Consider the following 26,841-nt stretch of genomic DNA (forward strand, 5'->3'; position numbering starts at 1 on the left):
CTTCCCGCTAGGCTTCCCTCATGGACCCGCGACTACATTTCCTCACGTTCGCCACGCCGGACCTCGACGCCGCGCGCGCCTTCTATAAGGACGGGCTCGGTTGGGATCCGGCCATGGATGTTCCCGGCGAGATTCTCTTCTTCCAGATTGCGCCGGGGCTGATGCTCGGCCTGTTCGACGCCGAAAAGTTCGATCAGGACCTCAACAGCTCAACGCCTACACCGGGCGTCAGCGGAGTGACTCTCTCACACAATGTCGGCAGTCCGGAGGAAGTGTCCAGCACCATCGACGCCCTGGTGGCCGCAGGCGCCAAGGTCATCAAACCCGCCCAGGCCGGCGCTTTCGGCGGCATCTTCCACGGCCACGTCAAGGATCCGAACGGGATCGTCTGGGAGATTGCGCACAACCCAGGCTGGAAGATCGACGACGACGGCACGGTGGCTTTCGGATGAGCGAACTCCCGCAGACTGTTGCCGACGACGTCATCAACCAGAGTGCCCGCATTCAGTTCGATACCTTTCTGGACGAGCACCGCAGAGCCCTGAACGCCAGTTTGGATGGGCTCACGGAAGAACAAGCACGACGGCGGCTGGTCCCGTCGCGGACCACGCTGCTGGGCTTGGTGAAGCACGCGACTTTCGTGGAGAAGGTGTGGTTCGACGAAGCCATCACGCGAAGGTCCCGCGCAGAGATTGGCATCCCGGCGTCACCTGACGAGTCGTTCATCCTGGACGAGCACGACACCATCGCCAGCATTCAAGCAGCCCACCAGGAAGCGTGCGAGGCGTCCCGGCAGGCGGTTGCTGAGCTGGGCCTCGACGATCTGCTGCTGGGGAACCGACGCGGGCCGCTCCCCCTCCGATGGGTCTACCTCCACATGCTGAGGGAGCTCGCGCAGCACTGCGGGCACGTGGATATCCTGCGCGAGCAGATCACTACGTAACCGCGTACGTCCTTCCCGCTAAAAATGTCGGAGCCCCATGACATGTTTGTTGTATGGGAGCCATCGGGACGATCATCGCGCAGCGGGTTGGGCTGTCCCGCGCTCCGGCGCTCCCACGACGCTACCCCGTTAGGTCTCTCGGCGTGCCAGAGAGACTGGCAGCGTTCAAAAGTACGACGGCGGCAGGCGCCATCGCGGATCGCCCCCAATCCAGGGAGCTGCCTCGTGGCCGGGAGTCGTTGACGTGGTCGTCGGGATTTAGCTCGACCGCAAACGTGAACCCAGTGGCCATGGATCATGGTTTTCGTATGACGAAGACGGACGACGCCCTGAGCTCGCTCCGCGAATCCATCGCCGACGAGGCCCGGCTCTTCGGGTTCGAGGAGGCCGCCGGCTTTGCCGACAGGATCGAAGAGATGTCCCGGTCATTGGAGTACTTGCAGGTTGTCGCGGCACAGGCGGTGGAACGTACCCGACACGAAGCGCAGCAAGCCCAACCGGCCAGGACCTCGGCGGTAGCACCGGAGTGGCGTACAGGTTGGACTGATCCGGCAGGGGCCTCGGCGGTTCCCGCAGCCGCTGTCTCAGCGGGTGCGGAGCCGGCGGGTACTGCCCCGGCGGGAGCAACCCCGGCTGCGACGGCTGGCGGTTTGGATGATGGGTACCGGAACGCGGCGGAGTTCCTTCGGGCACGGTTGAGGATCGGCATCGGGGAGGCCCGGCGCCGGCTCGCTCTCGCAGCCGAGGTGCTGCCCCGAGTGGGAATGACCGGGCAAGACGTCCCGGCCCGACGCGAAGTGTTGGCCGACGCTATCGGATCGGCCTCGGTGCCTTCCCGGTCCGCGACGATCATCAGTAACGCCCTGGACAAAGTCCGCCACCTCGCCGATGAAGAGACCATCACCCAGATGGAACAAGCCCTCACCAACACCGCCATTGAGACCGACCCCGACTTCGTGGCCAAAATGGCACGGCGCTGGACCGACCTGATCGATCAAGACGGCAACAAGCCCTCCGAAGAAGCACTCCGCCAGCTCCAAGGCGCATTCCTCCGACGCAAACGCCGCCACGGTCTCCACCACCTCGAAATCTTCGCCACCACCGAGCAATACGAAACCCTCACCACCGTCATGAACACCGCCACCAACCCCCGACTCCAGAACACCACCCACAACGACGAATCCGCACCGGATCTGGACCGTCGCTCCCGGGCGCAGAAACTCCTCGACGGCCTCGTCGGTGCGTGCGGTGTCGCGATGAGCACCGGCAAGCTGCCCTCCAACGGCGGCCTCCGACCCCAACTCACGGTCACCATCGACCACGGCGACCTCTTCGAACAACTCACACACCACCAGCGAAACCAACCCGGCCACAACGCCACAGCCCGGAACCAGCTCGGCTCAGGGACTGCGACTTTTCTGGGCCCGATCCACCCGAACACCATCCGGAAAATTGCCTGCGACGCGGACATCATCCCCGTCCTGATCGGCAGCGACTCCCGCGTCCTGGACATCGGACGGACCACCCGGATCTTCCCACCCCACATCCGCAAAGCCATCACCGCCCGCGACGGCGGCTGCGCCTTCCCCGACTGCACCATGCCCGCACCCTGGTGCGAAGCCCACCACACCACCTACTGGTCCCACGGCGGCACCACAGGAACCGACAACGGCATCCTGCTCTGCAGCCACCACCACCACCTCATCCATAAAGAGCAGTGGCGTATCGACATGACATCCGGGGTCCCCTGGTTCATCCCCCCACCCCACATCGATCCCCGGCAAACACCCCGGCGAAACCACCACCACACACCACAGAGAACATAGAGAACGCAGAGAACATAGAGAACGCAGAGAACATCAACCCGCCACAGACTGGGCCGGGCGCTGCCAGCATGGTGCCCTGTTTCGCGCACAGTGCGCAGGTGCGCGCGCTTCTCCGTCGTGTGGTGATGGGGGCGAGTGATGCTCAGACCGACCCACAGAGGCGGATGAGTGGTTAACGTGTTCAGTTCCCGCGGTCTTCCCCGCCGACCCTCCCGGAAAGACGTTCTGGCATACCAAGACTGCGAACACTCACGGTCGAGTGCAGATATTGCTTGCGTCACATCCACCCTCTGAGGCATTCTGGAATACCAAATGCGATCCGCAGTCAAGTAGCGGTCCCGCAGCTCGTTCCTCAGGAGTCCCCATGTGCCTTCACGATCACACCTCAGCACCCAAACCCCAAGGCGAGTTGCCCCGCCGCGGTATCCTCGCCGGAGCCGCAGCCCTAGCCGGGATCTCCGTGGCCGGTATCGCCGCACAGTTGGCATCAGCGCCGGCCGCCCTTGCGGACAACGGCCAGGCGGGACCGAACTACCCCGGCAAGCCGCTGAACACCCAGGCCGTGATCATTGAGGGCGGAACGGTGGTTGACCCCAAGACCGGCGACGCCGTGGCCGACGGCGTGGTGGTGCTCGACGGCGGCAAGGTCACCGCCGTCGGAAGCCGCGACGAAACGCGGAAGGCCGTGGCCGCCGTCGCGAAGCGTGCCCGCGTGCTGAACGCCTCGGGCAAATGGGTGCTCCCGGGACTCGTCGACGCCCACGTCCACGCCAACGCGCTGGCCGACGCCCGCACCCTGCTGCAAGGCGGGGCCACCAGTGTCCGTAGCGGTTCGAGCACTTTCTATCAGGACATTGCCCTGGCCGCCCTGCCATCGTGGGCACCTGGCCTCTCACCCAGGATGACTCCGGCGGGCCTGTTCATCTCGCCGGATCAGGGCGACTCCCTGCTGGCCGATCCGGACCTGGCACCACTGGCGACGCTGAGCGGTGGAGTCAAAGAGCCCCAAGATCTTGCATACCTCACCCGCATCAACCTCAAGCGCGGTGCCGAAGTCATCAAGACGCGGGCCAACCCACGGGCAGGCCTTCCGGAGCAGGACCCCCGGGAGTTGGTGTACAACGTGGACCAGATCGGAGCAATCGTCAAGGCAGCCAAGGGTGCCGGCGTCCTCTGCCACGCCTACAGTGCTGAGGGCATCGACGGCGCGGTTCGGGCCGGTGTCCGCAGCATCGAACACGGCGTCTTCATGACGGAGAAGACCATCCAGGACATGGCCCGGCGCGGCACGTTCTTCACTCCCACCATGGATGCGATCACCAGCATGGCCAATTCCACCAACCCCATCTTGGCCGCCCGCGGTAAGGAATACACGCCCATCCTGCAGGCCGCAGTCCGGGCAGCCCAGGATGCCGGCGTCACGATTGTGGCCGGAACCGATTCGTTCGGAACGGATGTCACTCCCATCGGAACGGAAGCACGGCTGCTGGCCGAAGTCGGCCTGACACCCTTGGAAGCACTCCAAGCCGCAACCACGAATGCTGCGCGTTTGCTGGGACGCGGCGAAAGCGTGGGGCGCCTGGTGCGCGGCTCAATGGCCGACGTCGTAATTGTTGACTCGGATCCGCTAACGGATGGCTCCGCACTGGAGAAGGTCAGCACGGTGATCGCCCAAGGTGCGGTAGTCCGGACGAACCTCTAGTCGCGGCTATCGCCCACGATGCTGGGAACCGAGATCGTGGGAATGCTGCCGAATCACACGGGCAGGAATGGCGATCTCGCAGCGTTCCCACGATCTCGCGGCTAAAGAAACCCGTTGACATGTGACCAATTGGTCACCTATTCTGACCCCATGGACGTAGTGTTCAAGGCCTTGGCAGACCCGACCCGCAGGGAACTGCTGGATGAGCTGTTCCGGGAGGACGGTCAGTCTGCCTCCGCCTTGGGGGCCCGGTTCGAGATGACCCGCTTCGGTATCGCCAAGCACCTCAAGTTGTTGGAGGATGCGGGCTTGGTGGTCACCCGCCGTCGGGGGCGCGAAAAGCTGCACTTCCTGAATCCGGTTCCCATCCGCCTCATCCACGATCGATGGGTGAGCAAATACGCAGAACCATGGGCCGCTGCCCTCAGCGACCTCAAATCCAGATTGGAAAGTCCCATGGAAAAGATCTTCGAAATTTACATCAAGACCACCCCGGAGCGGCTCTGGGAAGCCATAACCAACAGCGAGATCCGCAGCAAATACCAGTTCGGAAACACCTTCACCTCGGACTGGACTCCGGGCAGCCGCTTCGAGATGCACAACGTCAAGGCGGACGCGCCACTCGGCGAGGGCGAAAACATCGAAGTGGATCCCCCACGTCGGCTCGTCCAAACCATGCGTGCGCTCTGGGGCGAGGATGTGAAGGCCGAGGGAACGTCGCGGATCACCTGGGAAATCGAGCCCGTCGGCGACTCATGCCACCTCACTGTGACGCACGATCAGCTCCGCGAAGGCGCGAACGACCAACTGTACGGCGGCTGGCCCATGATCCTCTCGGGCCTCAAAACCTGGCTGGAAACCGGCGAAACCCTCACCACGCCCGGCTCGCTCATGTACGCGTAGTCACTAAAGGACAACAGCTTAAAGAGGGCGACGACGGCGGGCCGCTGCCGCCGTCGTCGCCGATACCTCAGTCTTCCGCCAGTCAGGCGACCGGTGCCACCGCTTGTGCCTCAGTAAGCCAGGCCGCCTGCATGGTACCCAGCAGGTGTGGCGCGAAGTCCTCGCCGATTTCCAGCACCACTCGGCAACTTGCGCCGCGCTGCGCCGGGAATCCCGCGTACTGGCCACGGAGATCGCAGACCGTCTGGCCGCGGCCAGGTCCGTCGGTGGTATCCACCTGGACCCGGACGGTCGGTGCCAGTGCGAGTTCAACACCCCTGACAGCGATGGCCGCAGCAAGGGGATCGTGCATCGCCGAGCAAGCCCGCCCGAAGATGTCGACGTAGAAGCCGAAGTAGTAACCAAGCATTTCGCCCAGTGCCTGCGAGACCGGGTGCTCGGTGGCGAGCAATTCCTGGCGGTGGTTTTCCTCCAGGACGTTAGTCATGGTGACATCCAACGGCACCAGCGTCACGTTCCAGTCGGCGGCCAGGACTTCGGAGGCAGCCTCAGGATCGTTGGCGATGTTGGCCTCGGCAACAGGCGTGATGTTTCCCGGGGCCAACGCTGCGCCGCCCATGATGGTGACCTCGGCGATCAGCTCGGGCAGTTTCGGTTCCAGGCGCAGGGCTTCGGCGATGTTGGTCAACGGGCCGATGGCCACAAGGCGAAGGTCCCCCGCATACTTGTGCGCCAATTGAACCAGCAGCTCCGCGGCCGTGGCCTTGACGGGCTCACGGTCCGACGGGACCAGATCTACCCCGCCGATGCCGTTATCACCGTGGACGTGCGGAGCGCCGCCGTGAAAAGTGCCAACCTGCGGATCGTGGGCGCCGATAGCCACGGGAATGTCCGGGTGGCCGGCCAAGTTCAGCAGGTCCAGGGTATTCCGTGCCCCGCCTGCCGCACTGACGTTGCCGCTCACGGTGCCAATGCCCACGAGGTCCGCCCGAGGGGAGGCGAGGAGGTAGGCCAAGGCGAGGGCGTCGTCGATGCCGGTATCGCAGTCAAGGAAGAAGGGGGCGGGCTGGGTCATTTTGGTCTCTCGTTTCAGGTGAAGCGGACTGCTTGTTGTGCGGAGTGGGCTGAAGCTGCGGTGAGTTGCACGCGCAGCCGCGTGCCGGCGTCGTGCGTTAGATCTTTTCGCCCTTGGGGGCCGCGATGAACAGGCTGACGATGAAGGCAAGCGCGGTGATGGACACCGAAATCCAGAGGGCCGCCGAGTATCCGGCTGCGGTGCCCTGGCCTGCGAACGGTGCAACGACTACAACGCCGAGGCTCGCCCCGATGCCGAAGGAAGCACCGTTGATGCCCGGCAGCGCGGCCGGCGCTTCCTTTGGCGAGAGCAGCACGGACAGGCCGTTGATGGCAGTGAGGAAGAAGCCGTTGTAGAAGATGCCCAGAGCGGCGATGGCGATGAGCACTGCTATCTGGTTGTGGGCGAATAGCGCCGCGACGATTGCGCAGGCGAGGCTGGTTGCGGTGCCGACGCGGACGGTCTTGATCCAGCCGCGGCGGTCGGCGATCCACCCGGCGAGCGGAGCCGCGAACACTCCAATGAGTGCTGCGGGTGTGAGGAACAGCAAGGCAGCGACCGAAGCGGACAATCCGAAGCCGTTTTCTTTGTCCTGGCTCAGCAACACCACAGTGAAGTTGATGATGGCGAAGATGCCCGCGAGCGTCAGCACGGTGGTGGCGATGACGGGCCACACCTGACGTGAACGGAGGTGGTGAACGGCCACAAGAGGGGTTTCGCGCTTCTTCTCGATGAGCCAGAAGGCCGTGAAGGACGCGATGCTGCCGGCAAGCAGGCCAAGGGCTGCCGGTGAGGTCCAACCCGTCGAAGAGCCCGTGGACACGAAATAGGTGATGAACACCAGGAACACGGACAGCGAACCTGCGCCCCACCAGTCCATCCGGCCGGGAGCAACGGCGGACTTGCCGCTCGGGACCACTTTAATGACACACACGACGGCGATCGCGGCCAATACGAGGACTGCGACGAAGATCGACTGGAAGCCAAGGGTCTCAGCCATGAGTCCGCCGAAGTAGCCATCCACGCCGCCAACCCCGCCGTTGATGGCAGCGATGATGCCGATGGATGTTCCGAAAAGTCGGGCAGGCAGGTACTCGTTCAGGACGATGTAGGAGAGCGCAAAGATGGCACTGGAAACACCCTGCATGAAGCGGCCGGTGACCAGCAACGGCAGGGTGGGTGCGAAGATGCAGAGCACGGTTCCCGCGCCCATGATGGCCAGCACCAGGAGGAGTGCGTTACGGCGTCCGATGAAATCGCTCCAGCGGCCGATCACGGGCCCAGCGATGGCGCCGGCGAGGAAGAACATCGACTGCACTTGGGCCACGGCTTCGGGCGTTTCGCCGAAGAAGGAGCCGATGTGTGGCAGTGCCGGGGTGATCATGCTGGCGTTGAGCTGGAATGCCAGCACCGCCAGGACCAGCGTAGTGATGAGCAGCGCGGCTGCCTTGCCGTGGAAGCGGCCTTCGTCTGCGGCTGCTTCAGTTGATGTCCCCTGTGATGGAGACTGCCGGTCAACAGGTTGGGGATCTACAGACTGCGGGTCAACCGCGGTATTGGGGATGTTCACATCAAACTCCTTTGTCCGAGGGCGCGGGCGGCGCCACGAGATGTGAGTTGTTATACAAGCATGTATTACGAGCTTGTGCAACCTATCACAGTCATCCGGTACAGTATCCGTAACCCATCTCAAGTGAGGCACCCTTGACCGACAACGCCGTCCAGTTCCTGTCGCGACCCATCGCCGCCCAACCCGGGCAGCCTTTGCGCGTCGCGGCCTACTCCCGCATCGCCGAAGCGATCCGGACCAAAATCCTGCCGCCGGGTTCCCTGCTCCCCACGGAGACGGAGCTGGGCAGCATGATGGACGTCAGCCGTACCGTGATCCGGGAAGCGCTGATGTTGCTGGAAGAAGATGGCCTCACCCGGGCACGACGCGGAGTTGGCCGGTTTGTTGCCGATTCGCTCCCCCGCATCGGCATTGAACACATTCGACCGTTCGATCAGCTTCTTGGCGGGCCGGACCAGGACATCCAGGTCAAACGGGTAGCCGCAATCAAGCAACCGGCGTCGGAATTCGTGGCGCCAGGCATTGGTGTCCAGCCTGACGAGGACGTGTGGTTCTGGGAAAGTGTGCTCATCCGGAACGGTGAGCCCCTGGCGCATCTCCAGGAGAACGTCGCCCAGGAAATCCCCGAAGCCGAGGCCCTGGCCGAAGCTGCAGAAGCTCCCACGCTTTCCGCGTCAACGCTCCTGGAAGTCCTCAGCGGGCTGCCCGGCGCGACCCTTGGCCCCGGCGAATGCCAGATCAGCCTGAGCACCGCCGGCCCCAGCCGCGCGAAGTTGCTGGGCCTCCGCCCCTCCGATCCCGTGCTGGTCCTCACCCAATACGTCCGCCGGAATGGTTCTCCGTTCTATCTCGCCAAATGCCTGGTGGCAGCCAAGGCCGGGCACCTCTCCGTCATCCAGTCCTCCTGAAATCTCCCCTCCGCTAATATCCCGAAAGGGTTCTCCCATGAGCACGTCCCTGCAGTCCCCTGCGCCCAAATTGGCCCCCACGCTTACGGTGGTGGGCAGCATTAACCTCGACATCACGGCGACAGCCAACCGTCTCCCCTCGCCTGGTGAAACCGTTGGCGGAGGCGTTCTCCGCCAACAACCCGGCGGGAAGGGCGCCAACCAGGCTGTTGCTGCGGCCCGGCTGGCCGGACACTCCCGCATGGTGGGGGCCGTAGGCCAGGACGACGCCGGCGCCAGCCTTCTCAGCGCGATGGCGGCCGCCGGCGTCGACGTTCAGGACGTATCCCGGGCGGATGCTGCCACTGGAACCGCCCTGGTGCTGGTAGACGGTGGGGGCGAGAACCAGATAGTGGTGTGCCCCGGCGCCAACGCTTCGGTGAGCCTGGAGGGTGTTAAGTTCGCTGACGACGAGGCCATCCTGTGCCAACTCGAAGTCGACCAGGAGGTTGTGCTGGAAGCCGCACGCCAGGCCAAGGGGTTCTTTGTCTTGAACGCTGCCCCTGCTGCACCGATCATTCCCGAGCTCTTGGAACGTTGCGACCTAGTGATCGTGAACGAGACAGAGTACCAACTGATCCCGGCCCTCCGCGACGCTCCGCTGGTTGCAGTGACCTACGGGGGCGAGGGTTCGGCGATCTTCGTCGACGGTGAACGGGTGGCCGGGGCTCCGGCGGTGCGAGTCACCGACATTGCCAACACCATCGGTGCCGGGGACGCCTTCTGCGCCGCGCTGGTCCTGGCGCTCCAGTCCGGACTTGAGTACACGCACGCCTTGTCAGTAGCCAACGCCGTTGGTGCCGACGCTGTCAGGGACAGCTCCTCGCAGCCTGCGCTGCAGCCGCTGGAGCACTACGTCGAGGCGACGCGGACTGCAGCTCAGCCCGCCTGACCAGCGGAAACGCTGTCGGCGCGCAGGATGCTACGTTCGACGTCGTCAACGCCGTTTTGGCCGGAATCAACTTGGTTGACGTGGCCCGCTCAGACCTCATGTACGCAGCGGCACTCCCGAGACAGTTGAGGAGTGCGGACGCTATTCACTTGGCATCAGCCATTCGACTGCAGACCGACAGGCTGGTCGCTTACGACCACGAGCTGCTCCTCGCCGCTACCGAATCAGGGCTCACCACGGCATCGCCCGGGGCGTAGCAACGGCTCAGCCCACAATGCGGAAGTCGTCGAACTCCCCGGTTGCTTCGGAAACCTCAAAGTCAACGTTGTCCACGCGCCCAGGTGCCCGGGTGGAGTGGAGCCAGGAGGTGAGCTGACTGACCTCGGATGGCTCCCCCTCAGCGACCAACAGCACCGAGCCGTCGTGGTCGTTGCGGACTGTTCCCTTCAACATGAGCTCGTCAGCTTTACGGGCAGTCCAGTAACGGAACCCGACCCCTTGGACCACTCCGGTGATGCGGGCTGTGAGGCGAAGGGTTTCGTCAGTCATGGAACCACCTTAACGAGACCTGCCCTTGTTCGTCCCACTCACCGTACAACGGGACGTGGGACGAACAAGGGCAGGTCTCGAGCCGGAAATAGACCTAGCCGACCACGATGTCCCGCGTCGCGTGGCTGTACGTGATGGTGACCGGACCGCCGTCGTGGTTCAACTCGTGGTTCGCACCATCACGGGCGCCGAACGCACCGTAGTTCTCGTCCCATGAACGGTTCAGCGCGATCTTGTAGGTGTAAAAGCCGGCGGGCAGCTCAGCCGTCAGCGTCCAAACCTGGACCAGCGGGTTGAAATCCATCTGGGCTTCGTCGTACTGCGGCGCCCAATCCTCGGGTGCTCCCAGGATTTTATTGAAGTCCCCGGCGATCGCCACGGCGTCAGGCTGTGGCAGGGTCTCGACGTCGGAGGCGGCTGCTGCTTTCGCCGACGCCTTGCGCGTGGACTTCGTAGCGGTGGGGGCAACCGCGGCGGAGGAAGCCTTGGCTGTTGCAGCTTTGGCCTTCGGCGCAGAGACCTTGGCGGCAGCAACCTTCGGCTCAGCTACATCAGCGGCCGCGACTTTAGGCTCAGTGGCCTTCTTCGCAGCGGCCCTTTTGGTTGCAGCTGTCTTCTTGGCTTGCGGCTTCACAGGCGGGGCCGTCGGAACGGCGACGTCGGCCGGTACCGGTGTGCCGGCGTCGAGCGCTGCTCCAAATGCCTGCGCGTCCGGGAAGGCCACTGTCGCACGCAGGCCGTCCTCCGGAATGGTCCAACCCGAGCGGCCCTTGACCAGCCAGCCAGCCTTGACCAGCTTCGCCGAGGCGGACGTCAGGGTCTTGTGGCCGCGAGGGATGCCGCCACTGAGAAGTTCAGCCTCGTGGTCATTGAAAGGTACTCGGACGATCGCTTCGGCCAGCACCTCGCCGGCGTTCAACGTAGCCCCGGACCATACGCTCTCAGCGAGGATGTCCAGTACGGCCTTCAGACGAAGGTTGGTGTTCTCGGCGGTATTCGCGCCCATGCTTCTCCTTCAACGGTGGATACTCCCTAGAAGTTTGCCAATGAATTGTTAATTCCCGCGACTGCGGAAGGTAAACACCGTGTGTCGTGACTGAGTGTGACATCACAGACGCCGCAAGTGATCCACGGGTCTCGGCTGCCGTGCTCTAAGCGGGGGACACGGATGCCTTGACCCACTCCGTGACCTCGTCCAACAGCACCGCTTTGCGGGCGTCACTGGCAAAGGAGGACCGGATGGAGTTTGCAGCCAAGGTGGCCTGCTCCGGAACCGAGAACTCCAGGACCTTGACCAGTTGCTCGAAGTTGTCGTCCACGTAACCGCCAAAGTAAGCGGGGTCGTCCGAATTCACGCAAACGTTCAGCCCAATCGCCAACATCTCGGGCAAGGGGTGGTCAGCCAGCTTATCCACCGCGCGGAGCCGGACATTGGAGAGCGGGCAGACGGTCAAGGGAACCTGCTCAGCGACGAGTCGTTGCACTACATCCGTGTCTTCCATGCAGCGGATGCCGTGATCGATCCGTTCCACGTGAAGTACGTCCAAGGCCTCGGTGATGTAGGAGGCAGGTCCTTCCTCGCCCGCGTGCGCGATTCTCCGCAAACCGGCCTCGCTGGCGCGCTGGTACAGGCGCTCGAATTTCGACGGCGGATTGCCCACCTCCGCGGAGTCCAAACCGATCCCGGCGATCGGAGCGTGCATTGCCAGGAGCTGGTCCAGCACCTCAAGAGCCGAGTCCTCCGACATGTCGCGCAGGAACGCAGCGATGAGGAGGGTGGAGACACCGAAATCTTCCTCGGAGGTGGCCAGTGCGTTGGCCACACCATTGACGCAGGTTTCCAAGGCCACGCCCCGGGAGGTGTGGGCCTGGGGGTCCATCATGATTTCCGCGTGGCGCACTCCCCCGGCCGCAGCCCGCTTCAGGTAGGCGCGCGTCATGTCAGTGAAGTCCTGCTCGGTCTGCAGGACGGCCATGTTGGCGTAGTAGAGGTCCAGGAAAGATTGCAGGTCAGTGAACTCGTACTTTTCCCGGAGTTCCTCGATGTCTTCGTATGGCAGTTCGATGCCGTTTCGTTCGGCCAGGGCAAAGATCAGCTCTGGCTGGAGAGTCCCTTCGATGTGCAGGTGCAGTTCGGCAACCGGAGGCGCCGTGGTCGTAGTTTTCTCGCCAAAAGTTTCCACCCGACAACTCTAGGCCCCAACACCGGCACGTGTCCCGGAGCACTCAACTTGGTTCTTACGCCCGGCACCCTCAAACTGAAAGGATGCAGACTTTCCTCCCTTTCGCCGATTTCCGTGAGAGTGCCGCGGCGCTCGACACTTCAAGGCTCGGCAAACAGCGCGTCGAAGCCCTTCAGGTTCTCCGCGCGTTGGTGATCCCGGAGTACGGTTGGCAGTCCCACCCCGCCGTGCGCATGTGGATGGGGCACGTCCCCGCGCTCACCATGTACGGCCTGGCCATGGCCGACGAGTGGATTGCGCGCGGCCACCCGGACAACACGCGCACCAACATCACGGAGTTCGCCCCGCAGGCGGCCCACCCTGACTACGCCTCCAGGATCGTCATGCCGCCGTGGCTCGGACACGAGGACCTGCACCTCAGCCACCGCTCCAAGCTGATTTCCAAGGATCCCAAGCACTACTCCCTGATCTTCCCCGGCACCGAGGAAAAGCTCGAGTACGTGTGGCCGGAACCCAAGCACGAGTTCCACCCGGAGGACCCGGAAGAGGATCGCTTGCTGATCCTGCGCGCCAACGTGGAGGACCTCCGTCCGGAGCAGCTCACCACCGTCGCCATGCCGCCGCACGGCAAGGCCCGTGCCGCTGCCACGGCAGACCCCGACGAGTACCAGTTCGTGTACGCAGAGGAGAAGTCCCGCCGTCAGGTTAAGGGCCCGAAGAAGCGGCCCGTTAAGCAGCAAGAGAAGAAGCCCACGCGCAAGCGTCAGGCCCAGGAACAGGCATTCAACACCCTGCCCGGCAAGACCGAACTTGCCGTTCCCTTCGACGGTGGCCAAACCTTCGCTGTTGGCCTGATCCAGGGCCGACCCATTACCGTTGACGGCCGGTTCGCGCGCAACTTCGAGGTCACCAAGGTGATCAAGCGCTCCGACTTCGACTACCCCGCACTGCTTCAGGATCCACGGGTCTTCTTCCCGGTACCGGCCCCGGCGCTGTAGCGGCCGGCGCTGTAGCGGCACCTTTTATCAGCGCCCGACGGCGGCAGCCAGGTTCTTCTGAACGGAACCCGGCTGCCGCCGTCGTTGTTTGCTGCGTGCGGCGATGGCTCTGTGAGACGGTGGAGGCACGCACCTAGGCAGGGAGGGCCATGGATTTCCAGCACGTCATCGAAGAAGTCGGCCGGTACATGGACTTCGCGGGGGTGGCAGTCATGGTGATCGGGGCCTTGGTGTCCGTCCCTTTGGCCCTGCGAGGGTATCAACCAAAACGCGCCCCGGGCCTAGCACCCTTCTCTCCGTACCGCTCATACCGGCAACTGCTGGGCAGGTCCATCCTGCTGGGGCTCGAACTCCTGGTGGCCGCCGACATCATCCGGACCGTCGCCGTGACCCCTACCTTTGAGAGCGTCGGCGTCCTGGCCATCATCGTGCTGATCCGTACCTTCCTCAGCTTCTCCCTCGAGCTCGAAATAACGGGCCGCTGGCCGTGGCAGAAGGAAAAAAACTCATGACGCAGCCGTGGACCCCGGACATTCTTGGCGAGGGATTTGAGCAACAAACGCTAAAGCTCGACGGCGGCGCTACCGCCACCTTGGTGCGGTACCTCGGGGTCGCCCCGGAGTGGCTCGCGGTCCCCGGCGAAATTCCCGACGACGGTGGAATCGACGCCGACGTTCTGTACGTCCATGGCTGGTCCGACTACTTCTTCCAAAAGCATGTGGCCGAGTTCTGGCATCGGGCCGGCGCTCGCTTCTACGCCCTGGACCTGCATAATTATGGTCGCAGCCTAAGCCCTGGAATGGTGCCGGGCTTCGTCACCAACCTCGCGGACTACGACGCCGACATCCAAGCAGCGCTTTCAGCCATGGGCCGCTCTGGTGTTTCGGGCGTGGACCGGCCGCTCATCCTGTTTGGACACTCCACCGGTGGGCTCACCCTCAGCCTGTGGGCCGCCCGCCATCCCGGCATCGCATCGGCCGTAATCCTCAACAGCCCTTGGCTGGAATTCCAGGCGACCGAACTCGGGAGGCGGGCGATCGCACCCCTCGTGGGACTCCATGCCCGTCTTCACCCCTTGACACCGCTGCCACCAGTGGATCCGGGAATCTACACCCGGGCCGTATCAGCCACTCTTGACGGCGAATGGGACTACAACCTCGAGTGGCGGCCTGACCGCGGATTCCCTATCACTCCGGCCTTCCTCGACGCCGTGTTTCGTGGCCAGGCAACCGTCGCAGCAGGTTTGGGCATCGAAGTTCCGGTGCTCGTGTTGCTCTCGGACAAGAGCTATCTCCAACCAAAGTGGTCCGCCGACGCGCTCACCGCTGACGTAGCACTCAACGTCGACGCCGTGGCCCACCGCGCGTTGTCCCTGGCGGACACCGTCACGGTGAGCCGGCTGCCGAACGCGTTCCACGACATTTTCCTGTCGCCGGAACCGGTCAGGCGCCAGGCGTTCGAACGTATCGGGCGCTGGCTACCGATGGCTCTGCAGGCTTCGAACGCAGAGGCGTGGGAGGCCCGGACCGCGGGTTTGTAGGCATCCGCTCACGAATCCGGCCCGTGTTCGTCCGACTCACCGTAGAACGGGACGGCACTCGAACAAGGGCGGGATTCGTTGGCAGCGGGGCTTACTTACCCAGTCCGGCCCTTCGCAATGCTTCAGCCATTGCTGTGTTGGCAGGAGCGGCCGGAGCCTGCTGGGGTTTGCCTTGGCGCGCGCCGCCCTGACGCCGATCACCCTGGCCCTGCCGTTGTGAACCCTGACCAGGTTGGCCCGAACGCTGCCCGGCTTGGCCGCCGCCGCGCTGGGCACCTTGGCCGCCGCCGCGCTGACCACCAGCACGTTCGCCGCCTGAGGCACGTCCACCCGAGGTGCGCCCACCAGCAGTGCCGGGTTCGTCGTCGAGCCTCAGGGTGAGGGAGATCCGCTTGCGCTCGGGATCGGCCTCCAACACCTTGACCCGCACCACCTGGCCGGACTTCACGATCTCCCGTGGGTCCGAGACGAACTTGTTGGACAGTGCCGAGACGTGGACCAGCCCGTCCTGGTGCACTCCGACGTCCACGAAGGCGCCGAACGCGGCCACGTTGGTGACAGTGCCCTCCAGGATCATGCCGGGCTTGAGGTCTGAGATCTTCTCGATGCCTTCAGAGAAGGAGGCCGCCTTGAACGCGGGACGGGGGTCGCGGCCGGGCTTCTCCAGCTCGGACATGATGTCCTTGACGGTCGGGAGGCCGAATGTGTCATCGACGAATGCCTGCGGATCCAACGCCGTGGCGGGACCGCCACCGGCCGCTACGAGGATCTTCCGAGCCACGGAATATGCTTCCGGGTGCACGCTGGAGGCATCCAATGGCTCCGCTCCCCCGGTGATCCGGAGGAAGCCCGCGCATTGCTCGAACGCCTTGGCACCCAGCCGGGGCACCTTCTTGAGGTCGCTGCGCTTGGCGAACGGCCCATTCTCGTTCCGATAGGCCACGATGTTCTCGCTCAGCAGCGGCCCGACGCCGGCCACGCGGCTAAGCAGCGCGGGCGATGCCGTGTTCACGTCCACGCCCACGGCGTTCACGCAGTCTTCCACCACGGCATCCAGCGAGCGGTCGAGCTTGGCGGCGGTGACATCGTGCTGGTACTGCCCCACGCCGATGGACTTGGGTTCGATCTTGACCAACTCGGCCAAGGGGTCCTGAAGCCGGCGGGCGATGGAAACAGCACCCCGAAGCGAGACGTCCATGCCAGGGAGTTCGGAAGCCGCGAGGGCGGAGGCTGAGTACACCGAAGCCCCGGCCTCGGACACCACCAGCTTCTGGATCCCCTTGGAGCCTGAAGCTTCGAGTGACTTGATGAGTTCCGTGGCCAATTTGTCCGTTTCGCGGGAAGCCGTTCCGTTGCCGATCGCCACCAACTCCACGTTGTACTGCTTCGCGAGCCGTCCGAGCGTGGCCAACGCCTCGTCCCACTTTTTCGCCGGTGCGTGCGGGTAGATGGTGTCCGTGGTGACAACCTTGCCGGTGCCGTCCACGACAGCGACTTTCACGCCGGTCCGGAGTCCGGGATCGAGGCCAAGCGTTGCCCGGTTGCCGGCAGGTGCGGCAAGCAGGACATCGCGCAGGTTGGCGGCGAACACGCGAACAGCTTCATCTTCTGCGTCGGCGAACATGCGTCCCCGAAGGTCCGTGGTCAGCCGATCCAGGATGCGTCCCCGCCAAGCCAGCTGCGCTGTTTGCGTCAACCAGGCATCCGCGGGCCGCCCGTTATTGGCGACCCCAAGGCACTTGGCCACAGCGTTTTCATAGCGGCCGCGGGCGGCGGCCAGGGCGTCGTCGTCGGCTGGGTCTGCTTCGGCGAGATCCAACTCAAGGACGCCGTCCTTCTCACCGCGCAACAGGGCAAGAACACGGTGCGACGGCATGCCGGAAGGCACCTGCGTGAATTCGAAGTAGTCCTTGAATTTCTGGCCTTCAGCCTCCATGCCTTTCTTGACGCGCGACACCATGCGTCCCTGCTTCCAGAGGCGTTCACGGAGGTCCTCCGCGAGGTCTGCGTCCTGCCCGACGCGCTCCACCAGGATGGCGCGGGCTCCCGCGAGCGCTGTGGCGGCGTCGTCGATGGAGTGCTCAGCGTTCAAGTACTTTGCGGCTTCGGTGGCGGGGTCCAGGTGCGGGTTGGCCAGCAGGACATCGGCCAGCGGCTCCAGCCCGGCTTCGCGCGCGATCTGGGCCTTGGTGCGGCGCTTGGATTTGAACGGGAGGTAAATGTCCTCGAGGCGCGCCTTGGTATCGGCCCCGACGACGGCGGCTTCCAGTTCCGGGGTCAGCTTGCCTTGGGCGGCGATCGCTTCCAAGACGGACTTGCGTCGTTCTTCCAGCTCACGCAGATATCTGAGGCGTTCCTCAAGGTCGCGGAGCTGGGTGTCATCGAGCGTCCCGGTGACTTCCTTGCGGTAGCGGGCGATGAAGGGGACGGTGGATCCGGCGTCGAGCAGTTCCACCGCGGCTTTGACTTGCCAGGTCTTGACGCCGAGTTCTTCGGCAATCATGGCGTGGATGGCGGAGTCAGCTGACTGGTGTTGGAGATTTGAAGTCACCATGACAGTTTGCCTCACATGGCCGACAGTTTCCGAAGGCAGGTATCGCTAAGACCTATCCGGGCGGCCGTGTTAGTGCTGTAGTTGGACCATGCAGGAACTGCTCATCATTCTTCAGGACGGGTTTGCTTCCGATGACGTGACAGTGACCGTCAACGGCAAGGAAGCTGTGTCTGAGAGGGATGTGTCCACCAAGACGCTGTTGGGGATGGCCGACGAATTGACAGTGGAGCTGCCGGCGAAGGGTGCCACCGTGGGCGTCGAGGTCAGCAGCCGAAGGCTTAGCGCCACGAAGAAGCTTGCGGGGAAACCCAAGAGCCTGCTCGTCTCGATTGAAGACGGCGAACTCGTGTTGCGTGAGGGAACGGGCCGCGAGGCGTTCCTGTAAAGGGATGCCTCGCGGCGGCTGGGTTGGGTTATAGGTTGGCTCTGGTATCAGTGCGACATGCGCTCCTTGGCTGAAATGTGCTCCACCATCTCGCCGAGGCGCTGTTCTGCATAGTGGTTGCGCGCAATATCGCCCTGGCTGATGATGCCTACCAACTTGTGGTCGCTGATCACGGGCAAGCGGCGCACCTGATGTTCCTCCATCATGGTGACGGCCTCGTCAACGTTGGCATCGGCGTCCACCCAGAAGGGCTTGCCGGTGGCGAGTTCGCTGGCGCGTACTTCCCGGGCGTCCCTGCCTTCTGCCAGACACTTGACCACGATGTCGCGGTCGGTGATGAAGCCGGTGAGCTTGCCGTCGTGGCCGCAGATGGGAAGTGAACCGCAGTCCATGTCCCGCATCAGCCTGGCGGCTTCCTGAAGAGTTTTGTCCTCTTCGATGCACTGAGCATTGGTTGTCATGAATTCACGTACGACACTCATGGATCCTCCTTCATCGATTGGGGTCATCGACGCGGGGCCTCTCGGCACCGACGCCGATGATGTCAGCCTACGCTCGGTGGCTAGCCGTGACTAGGCGAATTCTGCACCCTTTGCCGAGTCCACTTTCCGCTGCTACTCGGCGATATCCTCAGCCCACAATTCGGGGTGTTCCTCCTGGAATGTGCGCATCATGTCCACACACCGGGGGTCGTCCAGCACCACGACTTCCACGCCGCGTGAACGCAGGAGGTCGAATTCACCGGGGAACGTTTCGGCCTCACCTACCACCACTCGGGGGATTTTGAACTGGATGATGGTTCCCGTGCACATCGCGCATGGTGCCAAGGTGGTGTAAAGGGTGGTGTCGCGGTAGCTCTTCTGACGCCCGGCCGCCCTCAGCGCGGACATCTCGCCGTGTGCGATCGGATCGCCGTGCTGGACGCGTTCGTTGTGGCCGCTGGCAATGACTTCCCCACCACGGGCCAACGCGGCTCCGATGGGGATGCCGCCCTCGCTGAGGCTCTTTTGTGCGGCTTGGTAGGCGGCTTCGAACGCGGGGTCCGGGGTCGGGGCTGTTTCAGTCATGCGTGCAGTCTAAAGTGGCTGCGCTCTATATTGTCAGGACCCGCTGATAGCTTGGCTGCAAGGGTTTATTCACGGCATGGAAAGGCAGGTGGGTCGCTTTGTTCTTTCTCGATCCTCAGATCGCGGGCGCCCCGCAGGACTTGGTGTTCTCGGCCAGCGACCTCGTTATCGCCGCCACCTGCGAGTACCAGTTGCTCCGGAAACTCGACGAAAAACTGGGCCGCACGCCTAAACCGGACTTCGCAACTGACGCCATGTTGGAGCGCACAGCCAAGCTGGGCGACGTCCACGAGCACCGGGTCCTGGATGATTTCGTTGCTGAGTTCGGGCCATGGGATGCGGCCACAGGAAAAGGTGTTTACGACGTCGTCCCCGCCACAGCGATGGACCGCGCCACCCTTTCGACCAAGCATGCGGAATCCATCGACGCCCTGCGCTCCGGCGCGGACGTCGTCTTCCAGGCCGCCTTCTTCGATGGCCAATTCCATGGCCGCTCCGACTTCCTGGTGAAGCGCCCCGGCGGGCAGTACGCCGTCTTCGACACCAAGCTCGCACGGCACGCCAAGGTCACAGCCCTCCTGCAGCTGGCAGCCTATGGCGATCAACTCATCCAGGCCGGGATCACACCACATCCCACTGTCACCCTGGTGCTGGGCAACCGCGTCCACAGCGACCACCCCCTTGCCCAGGTCCTTCCCGTCTTCAGGGAACGGCGGGAACGCTTCCTTGGCATGACCGAGGCGCACGTTTCGGAAAACGGGCTTGTGGAATGGGGTGACGACCGCTATTCCGCCTGTGGCCGGTGTGATTACTGCGCTGAGCAAGTACAACTTCATCGGGATCTCCTCATGGTGGCCGGCATGCGGATCAGTCGGCGCAAGAAGCTGATCGAGGCCGGCGTTACCACCATTGACGGACTGGCAGCCATGCCCGAGGCGGGCGACCCCACGTTGCTGCGGCTCCGTGAGCAGGCGCGGCTGCAGACCGGAACAGGTACGCCTGATGGCACAGTCAAGTACACGGCCAAGTCCGGTGAAGCCAAAGCCATCAGTTACAACGTCCTGCCGGACCACACATTGGGCAGGCTACCCGCACCGGATCCGGGCGACATCTTCTTCGACTTCGAAGGCGATCCCCTGTGGCAGGACCCCGTCACCGAAAAGTGGGGATTGGAGTACCTGTTCGGGGTCATTGAGAACCCTGTAGAACCCGGTACCGAGCCGGTGTTCAGGCCCTTCTGGGCGCACTCTCGGGCTGAAGAAGGCAAGGCCTTTGTGGACTTCCTTGAGTACGTGGTCAAGCGGCGGGCACAATATCCGGGCATGCACATCTACCACTACGCTGCCTACGAAAAGACGGCCCTGCGCAACCTGTCTTTGACGCACGTGGTGGGCGAATCCGCCGTCGACGACCTCCTGCGCCAAGGCGTACTGGTGGACCTCTACGACACCGTCCGGCACAGCATCCGGATCTCAGAGAACTCTTACAGCATCAAAAAGCTCGAGCCTCTCTACATGGGCCAACACCTGCGCTCGGGTGACGTGACCGACGCCGGCGCCTCAGTTGTTGCCTACGCGGACTACTGCATGGCCAGGGATACCGGAAACCCTGAAGAAGCAGCAGTGATCCTCGAAGGCATCCGGGACTACAACGAATACGACTGCCTTTCGACTCTGGAACTGCGCAACTGGTTGCTTGCCCGTGCTGCGGAACGTTCCATCGCGCCAGGGGGTGCGGACGAAGCGCCCCCAGCAGATACCGAACCGGCTAAGACCGAACCGGATCAGTATGAGGCGGCTCCGGAAGAGAAAGCACTCTTCGACTACCTCGCCGGGTTGCCCGAGGACCTGAGAGCCACTCCCGATTCCCGAGCTATCGGCATCGTCGCCGCAGGCGTCGGGTATCACCGTCGCGAGGATAAGCAGCACTGGTGGGGACACTTCGACCGTTTGGAAAGACCAACATCCCAGTGGCCTGACGAGCGCGACCTCTTCGTTGTCGACCACGCCGAACTGCTGCAGGACTGGGCGAAACCGACACCTCGGAGCAACCCTGCGCGGCTCGTGAAACTCTATGGCCGGTCCGGTGACGGCGCCGGGCTGGAACCCGGTAAGAAATACTTCCGCATGTACGGCCCTCCTCTGCCTGACTCGCTCCAAGGGAAGGAATCCGCCGCGCTTGACCGTGCAGGCTGGAACGGAACTTTGGTCACTGAGGTGGGAGACGACGAGGACTTCGAAACAGTCACCATCGCCGAAGGCCTTCGCAAGGACTCCACGGAGTTCAGCCAACTGCCCATGGCGCTTACCCCGGATCCGCCCATTGCCACCAACGGGCAGCGGGCAGCACTCGCGGCTTTGGCCACAAAACTCAGCGCTGCCCTGCCGCAGTGGCCACGGGACTGTTCCCTGGATCTTGTGCGGAGGCAGCCGCCGAAGCTTCGTACACTGCCAGCTCTGCCAGCCCTCGCGGCCGGAGTGGACGGCTACGTTGACGCGATCACAACTGCGGTCGAGGATTTGGACAATTCCTACCTGGCCGTCCAGGGACCTCCGGGCAGCGGCAAAACGTATGTCGGATCCCACGTCATCGCCCGACTCGTCGCCGCTGGCTGGAAAGTGGGCGTCGTGGCCCAGTCGCATGCCGTGGTGGAGAACATGCTCTGCGCTGCCGTGGAGAAGGCCGGTTTGGATCCCCAGCGGGTGGCGAAGGAAGTCAAACACGACGAACCCGTGCCGTGGACACAGTGCGCCAAAGGCGACGTGGAAGAACTGTTGTCCAAGCCGGGCGGGGCCTTGATTGGCGGAACAGCCTGGACCATGGTGGGCAGTTCGGTTCCGGCGGGCTCGCTGGATCTCCTGGTCATCGACGAAGCCGGACAGTTCTCCTTGGCAAACACCATGGCCGTTAGCCGGGCTGCACAACGGCTTCTGCTTTTAGGCGACCCTCAGCAGCTTCCGCAGGTCACCCAAGGGAAGCATCCGGAACCTGTTGATGAATCAGCACTCGGCTGGCTGTCAGACGGGTACAACACGTTGCCGCCTGAACTCGGCTACTTTTTGGCGCTGTCATGGCGCATGCATCCAGAGCTTTGCGGCGCAGTTTCCGAGCTTTCCTACGACAACCGACTTGAGGCAGCACCCGCGGCCAAGGAACGGCACCTGGACGGTGTTGCTCCGGGTATTTCCTGCGTCTACGTCCCGCATACCGGTAACTCAACGTCCTCACCCGAGGAAGCGGCGGAGGTGGTCCGGCAGGTCCAGGCCCACCTCCGCCTGACTTGGCTCGACCCTTCGGAATCGCCGGCGCCCCGTCCCCTCGAGGAAACCGACGTCCTGGTGGTCGCCGCGTACAACGCCCAGGTCCAGCTGATCAAGCACCATCTCCGGGTCGCCGGACTAGGCAAGGTGCGGGTGGGTACCGTTGATAAGTTCCAAGGTCAGCAAGCTCCGGTAGTGATCGTTTCCATGGCCGCGTCAGCTGCCGGAGAAGTCCCGCGGGGCATGGAGTTCCTGCTGTCCCGGAACCGGATCAACGTGGCGGTGTCGCGCGGTCAGTGGCGTGCCGTCGTCGTGCGTTCACCCGAACTGACCAACTACCTGCCGACGCATCCCGAGGGTCTTGAGAATCTTGGTGGCTTCGTGGCCCTCTGCCAGCGCGGGGTTAGCTGACAGCGAGGGCCTCGTCGAGGACTCTTCCGAAGTTGGTGGCGTCGTGGGCAAAACGGCCGAGGAAGAGCCCGGACACCCCGTTCAGCTGCGGAAGGAGACCTGGTTTAGCCGAACCCCCGTAGATGATGGGCAATCGGGCCAGGCCATGCTGGGCCAGTGAATCCCGCAGTGCGTCCACCACTTGGGAAACGTACTCTGCCGAAGCCGGCTCGGCAGCACCGATCGCCCATACAGGCTCGTAAGCAATGACCAGCCCGGAGGCAACGGACCAGTCGCCGGACACAGCTGCCTTGATCTGCCGGTAAACCGTGTCAGCTGCTGCCGCCGGGGCCAGGGTTTCAGGCTCCCCCACGCACAGCAGTGGCGTCAGTCCCGCGTCGACGGCGGCACTCACCTTGAGGGCAATCATCGCCTCATCCTCAGCGAAGTACCGGCGGCGTTCTGCATGCCCGATCTCCACGAGATCGACACCGAGTTCCGCCAGCATCGACGACGAAACCTCGCCCGTCCAAGGACCATCGGACCAGCCACAGTTTTGGGCGCCCAGGACCAATGGCGTGCCTTCAAGCAACCGCGCCGCCTCGGGCAGCACCGGAAACGACGGGATCACAAACGGGACCACCCGCCCGGCCACGAGGGCCGGACGGGCGTCCACTTCAGCTACCAGCTGTTCCAGCCATTCCAGGCTCTGCGCGTAGCCCATGTACATCTTGGTGCTCACACCGATGAACAGTGTGTCAGTAGCAGGCAGCTTCACGGACGACTACTTCCCCAGCAGTTCGTCGGCTTTGTTGCTGAAGCGCTTGGTGCCGAACATCAGGACAGCCGCCACGAAGGGCAGCACACCCAGCGCGTAGACACCCATGGTGCCGGTGTCCGAGGCGGTGACCTGGTTGACCGTGGTGCGCAGGATCGGGGCAACGAACCCACCCAGGTTTCCAAGGGAGTTGATCAGCCCGATGCCCGCAGCCGCAGCAGTTCCGGTGAGGAACGCTGTCGGGTATGACCAGCAGATGGGGCCCGTCGACAGGAAGCTGCACACCGCGAGGGTGATGAAGATGATGCCGACGGCCGGCATCTGGTTCGCACCCGCCCATGCGGAGCCGAAGATGCAGAGGCCTGTGGAGATGAACAATGCGGTGCCCCAACGGCGGCGGCGTTCCACAGTGTTGGCAGCTTTGCCGATGAAGTAGCAAGCGAAGATGCCGAAGAACCACGGGATCGCGGCCAAGAGTCCGACGGCGATACCCACCTTCTGACCGGTCAACTGCGCCACCTGCTGTGGCAGGTAGAACGTCACGCCGTAGACCGCAACCTGCAGGCAGAAGTAGATGACGGTGAAGTACCAGACCCGGCCGTTGCGCATGGATGCCAGGACGCCACGGGGACCCGTTTCTTCCTTCACGGTGTCCTCCAATGCCATAACATCGGACAGTGCCCGTTTCTCTTCCTTGGTAAGGAACTTGGCGTCCTGGGGGCTGTTGATGAGGAAGAAGTAGGCGGCGATACCGGCCACGACGGCGAGCATGCCTTCTACGAAGAACATGACCTGCCAGCCAGCTACGCCCGGAACCTGGTCGCCGATGTTGATGAGCCACCCCGACAGCGGTGCGCCCATCATCTGGGAGAATGGCTGGGCCAGGTAGAAGATGGCGAACATCTTCACGCGGACCTTGTTGGGGAACCATGCGGCCAGGAACATGATGACGCCCGGGAAGAGGCCGGCCTCGGTGACCCCCAACAGGAACCGAAGAATGATGAAGGACGTCTCACCCTGGACGAAAGCGAAGCACGCCGAAACGATGCCCCAGGTAATGGCGATGCGGGCGAGCCACACCTTCGCTCCGAACTTGGTGAGCAGCAGGTTGCTGGGGATCTCAAAAAGGGCATAGCCGATGAAGAAGATACCGGCGCCCAGCGCGTAAGCTCCTGCGGTAATGCCCTTATCCACTTCCAGCGCGGCTTCGGCGAAGCCAACGTTGGTGCGGTCCAGGAAGGCCACCACGTACAGGATGACGAGCATTGGCATGAGCCGCCGCGAGGCTTTGGAAATCGCCGACTTCAAGACCGGCGTATCCAGCAACTCCTTAGTGGAATTGGTGGCAACAGACATTGAAACTCCTCTTTGAGTGACAGGAAATGACTAGAGCAGCGCGATCAGCGCGGGAAGAAAATGAGCACCATGCCCACTGCGCAGGCGAGGACGCCCACGGCAAGGTAGATCTTGCGTTCTCGTGTCCAGGTCTTCACGGCACGGGCCCTAGTGCATGTACAGTCCGCCATCCACATTCAGCGTCTGGCCGGAGATGTATCCGGAGTCCTCGCTGATGAGGAAGGCGATGGCGGCGGCAATGTCCCGGGTGGAACCCACACGGTTCACTACCAGGTCCTTGGTGAGCTCATCCTTGCGTTCCTGGCTCAGCGTTCCACCCATGATGTCGGTGTCGATGGGGCCGGGAGAGATGGCATTGACGGTGATGTCGTACTCGCCAAGTTCACGGGCCGTAGCGCGGGTCAAACCGATGACGCCGGCTTTGGCCACGGAGTACGGGGTCTTGGAGAACGTGCCGCCGCCGCGCTGGGCGGAGACCGATGAGATGTTCACGATGCGACCGATCCGGTTCTTGACCATGGATTCGGCCACGCGGCGGGTGGCGTAGTGGACGCCGTTGAGGTTGATGTTCAGGACGCGGTCCCACTCAGCGGGTTCGAGCTCAAGGTAGCCAACCGGCGAGCTGACACCGGCAACGTTGGCCAGTGCGACGATCTGCGGCAGTTCGGCCTCAAGTTCGTCAATGGCCGTACGGACCTCGGCTTCACTTGCCACATTTGCGCCAACGCCGTGTGCCCGCACGCCATACTCAGCGGCGATTTCCTTGGCTGCGATCCTGCAGGCGGCGTCATCAAGATCGATGATGCCGATGTTCCAGCCTTGGGCGGCCAGGTAGTTGACGGTAGCGCGGCCAATACCGCGTTCAGAGACGGCGCCGGTGACGATTGCGGTGCGTTCAGCGGGGAAAGTCATGTGTTTTCTCCTAGGAAGAGTTAGTTGATGGGGGCCGGGCCGAGCTCTTCAATGAGCTTCTGCATGGCGACGTAGGCCTTGTTGCGGTAGGCGATGAGTTCCGGAGTGCGCTCGGCGGGCACGTTGAGGAAGCCTGCGCCGGTCTTGGTGCCGAGCTTGCCCGCTTCCACAAGGTCGGAGAGGATCTTCGGCGTCGCGAATCGTTCCGGGAAACCGGTCTGCAGCGACTTGTAGCAGAAGTTGTAGACGTCCAAGCCAGCCATGTCCGCGATGGCGAACGGACCAAAGAAGGGCAAGCGGAAGCCGAACGTCGTACGCACCAGGGTGTCGACGTCGTCCGCCGTTGCGATTCCCTGCTCCACCAGCTGGGCTGCCTCGTGGAACAGCGCGTACTGCAGGCGGTTCAGCACGAAGCCCGTGACGTCCTTGACGACGGCGGTCTGCTTACCGGCCGCATGGACCAGCTCGCGCGATGCGGCCACCGTTGCGGCAGAAGTTTCAGCGTGGGGGATGATCTCGACACCGGGAATGAACGGCGACGGGTTGGAGAAGTGCACACCCAGGAAGCGCTCGGGATGGGTCACGGCTTCAGCGAGGGCAGCGATGGAAATCGTGGACGTATTGGAACCGATCACGGCATCCGGGCGGGCCGCGGCGCTGATCCGGGCCAAGGACTGGTGCTTGATTTCCAGTACCTCGGGAACGCACTCCTCGATGAAGTCAGCGTCGGCAACAGCTTCCTCGATGTCCTTGGCTGCCCACAGGTTCTGCTTGAGGATCTCTGTGGATCCCGCCGGGAAGAGTCCGTCGGCGATGAACTGGTCCGACTCCACCAGCAGGCGGTCGTAGTTCTTCTGCGCGATCTCGGCAGACACATCGGCAAGCGCAACGCGGGCGCCACCGAGCGCCAGCACTTGGGCGATGCCGCCGCCCATGTAGCCGGAGCCGACGACGGCGATCTTCCGGGCTGCGTTGTTGGCGGTGGGTTCGGTTGCTTCAGGAGTGGTCATG

Annotated in this window: 24 protein-coding genes; 12 read left to right on the forward strand and 12 right to left on the reverse strand. The window is 63.5% G+C overall.

What is annotated here, in order from left to right; all coding sequences use genetic code 11:
• The first annotated feature begins 20 nt into the window (after positions 1 to 20).
• The 5 genes from ACZ881_RS14005 to ACZ881_RS14025 all read left to right on the forward strand — a co-directional run bounded on the left by ACZ881_RS14005 (position 21) and on the right by ACZ881_RS14025 (position 5,374).
• The gene (locus tag ACZ881_RS14005; protein ID WP_476116316.1) at positions 21 to 452 is read left to right on the forward strand and encodes a VOC family protein; all 432 of its coding nucleotides are present in this window, start codon (positions 21 to 23) and stop codon (positions 450 to 452) included.
• Positions 449 to 943, forward strand: coding sequence for a DinB family protein (locus ACZ881_RS14010; protein ID WP_476116318.1), 495 nt, complete (start codon positions 449 to 451; stop codon positions 941 to 943). Before ACZ881_RS14005 ends, ACZ881_RS14010 begins: the two co-directional genes overlap by 4 nt.
• A 53-nt stretch (positions 944 to 996) precedes the next feature.
• Positions 997 to 2,769, forward strand: a complete 1,773-nt coding sequence (locus ACZ881_RS14015) for an HNH endonuclease signature motif containing protein (RefSeq protein WP_476116321.1) — start codon at positions 997 to 999, stop codon at positions 2,767 to 2,769.
• A 364-nt stretch (positions 2,770 to 3,133) separates the two neighbouring features.
• Positions 3,134 to 4,471, forward strand: coding sequence for an amidohydrolase family protein (locus ACZ881_RS14020; protein ID WP_476116323.1), 1,338 nt, complete (start codon positions 3,134 to 3,136; stop codon positions 4,469 to 4,471).
• Between the two features lie 150 nt (positions 4,472 to 4,621).
• On the forward strand, positions 4,622 to 5,374 hold the full coding sequence (locus ACZ881_RS14025) for an ArsR/SmtB family transcription factor (RefSeq protein ID WP_091467577.1): 753 nt from the start codon (positions 4,622 to 4,624) through the stop codon (positions 5,372 to 5,374).
• An 82-nt stretch (positions 5,375 to 5,456) separates the two neighbouring features.
• Here the strand turns inward: ACZ881_RS14025 and ACZ881_RS14030 are convergent, their stop codons facing one another.
• The gene (locus ACZ881_RS14030) at positions 5,457 to 6,449 is read right to left on the reverse strand and encodes a nucleoside hydrolase (RefSeq protein WP_476116325.1); all 993 of its coding nucleotides are present in this window, start codon (positions 6,447 to 6,449) and stop codon (positions 5,457 to 5,459) included.
• 97 nt (positions 6,450 to 6,546) lie between these two features.
• Positions 6,547 to 8,019: an MFS transporter gene (locus ACZ881_RS14035; RefSeq protein ID WP_476116326.1), complete on the reverse strand. Its 1,473-nt coding sequence runs from the start codon at positions 8,017 to 8,019 to the stop codon at positions 6,547 to 6,549.
• A 134-nt stretch (positions 8,020 to 8,153) separates the two neighbouring features.
• Here ACZ881_RS14035 and ACZ881_RS14040 point away from each other — a divergent pair, with 134 nt between their 5' ends.
• Together ACZ881_RS14040 and ACZ881_RS14045 are read left to right on the forward strand one after the other, a co-directional pair.
• Positions 8,154 to 8,927, forward strand: coding sequence for a GntR family transcriptional regulator (locus ACZ881_RS14040; RefSeq protein ID WP_178994412.1), 774 nt, complete (start codon positions 8,154 to 8,156; stop codon positions 8,925 to 8,927).
• 37 nt (positions 8,928 to 8,964) lie between these two features.
• Positions 8,965 to 9,858 (forward strand): ribokinase, encoded by an 894-nt coding sequence (locus tag ACZ881_RS14045; RefSeq protein ID WP_476116328.1) that lies wholly within the window; start codon positions 8,965 to 8,967, stop codon positions 9,856 to 9,858.
• 264 nt (positions 9,859 to 10,122) lie between these two features.
• Here the strand turns inward: ACZ881_RS14045 and ACZ881_RS14050 are convergent, their stop codons facing one another.
• The 3 genes from ACZ881_RS14050 to ACZ881_RS14060 form a co-directional block, all read right to left on the reverse strand.
• A complete protein-coding gene (locus tag ACZ881_RS14050; RefSeq protein WP_091465875.1) occupies positions 10,123 to 10,407 on the reverse strand; it encodes an acylphosphatase in 285 nt (94 codons plus the stop codon).
• A 94-nt stretch (positions 10,408 to 10,501) separates the two neighbouring features.
• Positions 10,502 to 11,413 (reverse strand): pullulanase X25 domain-containing protein, encoded by a 912-nt coding sequence (locus tag ACZ881_RS14055; protein WP_476116330.1) that lies wholly within the window; start codon positions 11,411 to 11,413, stop codon positions 10,502 to 10,504.
• Between the two features lie 145 nt (positions 11,414 to 11,558).
• Positions 11,559 to 12,590: an adenosine deaminase gene (locus tag ACZ881_RS14060; protein WP_476116332.1), complete on the reverse strand. Its 1,032-nt coding sequence runs from the start codon at positions 12,588 to 12,590 to the stop codon at positions 11,559 to 11,561.
• Positions 12,591 to 12,673: 83 nt separating this feature from the next.
• Here ACZ881_RS14060 and ACZ881_RS14065 point away from each other — a divergent pair, with 83 nt between their 5' ends.
• From ACZ881_RS14065 to ACZ881_RS14075, 3 genes are all read left to right on the forward strand, one after another.
• Entirely contained in the window at positions 12,674 to 13,588 is a 915-nt protein-coding gene (locus ACZ881_RS14065) for an MSMEG_6728 family protein (RefSeq protein WP_476116334.1), read from the forward strand.
• Positions 13,589 to 13,737: 149 nt separating this feature from the next.
• A complete protein-coding gene (locus ACZ881_RS14070) occupies positions 13,738 to 14,100 on the forward strand; it encodes a DUF1622 domain-containing protein (protein ID WP_476116336.1) in 363 nt (120 codons plus the stop codon).
• Positions 14,097 to 15,128 (forward strand): alpha/beta hydrolase, encoded by a 1,032-nt coding sequence (locus ACZ881_RS14075; protein ID WP_476116338.1) that lies wholly within the window; start codon positions 14,097 to 14,099, stop codon positions 15,126 to 15,128. The genes ACZ881_RS14070 and ACZ881_RS14075 overlap by 4 nt, the downstream gene beginning before the upstream one ends.
• 91 nt (positions 15,129 to 15,219) lie before the next feature.
• Here the strand turns inward: ACZ881_RS14075 and ACZ881_RS14080 are convergent, their stop codons facing one another.
• Positions 15,220 to 17,682: a Tex family protein gene (locus tag ACZ881_RS14080; RefSeq protein ID WP_476116340.1), complete on the reverse strand. Its 2,463-nt coding sequence runs from the start codon at positions 17,680 to 17,682 to the stop codon at positions 15,220 to 15,222.
• A gap of 88 nt (positions 17,683 to 17,770) precedes the next feature.
• Between ACZ881_RS14080 and ACZ881_RS14085 the strand changes: the two genes are divergently transcribed.
• Positions 17,771 to 18,067, forward strand: a complete 297-nt coding sequence (locus ACZ881_RS14085) for a hypothetical protein (RefSeq protein WP_091465863.1) — start codon at positions 17,771 to 17,773, stop codon at positions 18,065 to 18,067.
• Positions 18,068 to 18,114: 47 nt separating this feature from the next.
• Here ACZ881_RS14085 and ACZ881_RS14090 read toward each other — a convergent pair whose 3' ends face one another.
• Together ACZ881_RS14090 and ACZ881_RS14095 are read right to left on the reverse strand one after the other, a co-directional pair.
• Positions 18,115 to 18,549, reverse strand: coding sequence for a CBS domain-containing protein (locus ACZ881_RS14090; protein WP_476116342.1), 435 nt, complete (start codon positions 18,547 to 18,549; stop codon positions 18,115 to 18,117).
• Positions 18,550 to 18,681: 132 nt separating this feature from the next.
• Positions 18,682 to 19,134, reverse strand: coding sequence for a nucleoside deaminase (locus ACZ881_RS14095; protein WP_429331461.1), 453 nt, complete (start codon positions 19,132 to 19,134; stop codon positions 18,682 to 18,684).
• Between the two features lie 98 nt (positions 19,135 to 19,232).
• On the opposite strand from ACZ881_RS14095, the gene ACZ881_RS14100 reads away from it, so the two are divergent.
• On the forward strand, positions 19,233 to 22,805 hold the full coding sequence (locus ACZ881_RS14100; RefSeq protein ID WP_476116345.1) for a TM0106 family RecB-like putative nuclease: 3,573 nt from the start codon (positions 19,233 to 19,235) through the stop codon (positions 22,803 to 22,805).
• Here ACZ881_RS14100 and ACZ881_RS14105 read toward each other — a convergent pair.
• The 4 genes from ACZ881_RS14105 to ACZ881_RS14120 form a co-directional block, all read right to left on the reverse strand.
• Positions 22,798 to 23,562: a triose-phosphate isomerase family protein gene (locus ACZ881_RS14105; protein ID WP_476116347.1), complete on the reverse strand. Its 765-nt coding sequence runs from the start codon at positions 23,560 to 23,562 to the stop codon at positions 22,798 to 22,800. The two genes, ACZ881_RS14100 and ACZ881_RS14105, sit on opposite strands and share 8 nt — an antisense overlap.
• A 6-nt stretch (positions 23,563 to 23,568) precedes the next feature.
• Positions 23,569 to 24,918 carry an MFS transporter gene (locus ACZ881_RS14110; RefSeq protein WP_091465855.1) on the reverse strand — a complete coding sequence of 450 codons (1,350 nt, stop codon included), beginning with the start codon at positions 24,916 to 24,918 and terminating at the stop codon, positions 23,569 to 23,571.
• A 147-nt stretch (positions 24,919 to 25,065) separates the two neighbouring features.
• Positions 25,066 to 25,830: an SDR family NAD(P)-dependent oxidoreductase gene (locus ACZ881_RS14115; protein WP_476116349.1), complete on the reverse strand. Its 765-nt coding sequence runs from the start codon at positions 25,828 to 25,830 to the stop codon at positions 25,066 to 25,068.
• A gap of 20 nt (positions 25,831 to 25,850) precedes the next feature.
• Positions 25,851 to 26,840 (reverse strand): 3-hydroxyacyl-CoA dehydrogenase family protein, encoded by a 990-nt coding sequence (locus ACZ881_RS14120; RefSeq protein ID WP_091465854.1) that lies wholly within the window; start codon positions 26,838 to 26,840, stop codon positions 25,851 to 25,853.
• Between the last annotated feature and the right edge of the window lies 1 nt (position 26,841).

Source organism: Paenarthrobacter sp. TE3676, from assembly GCF_056279165.1.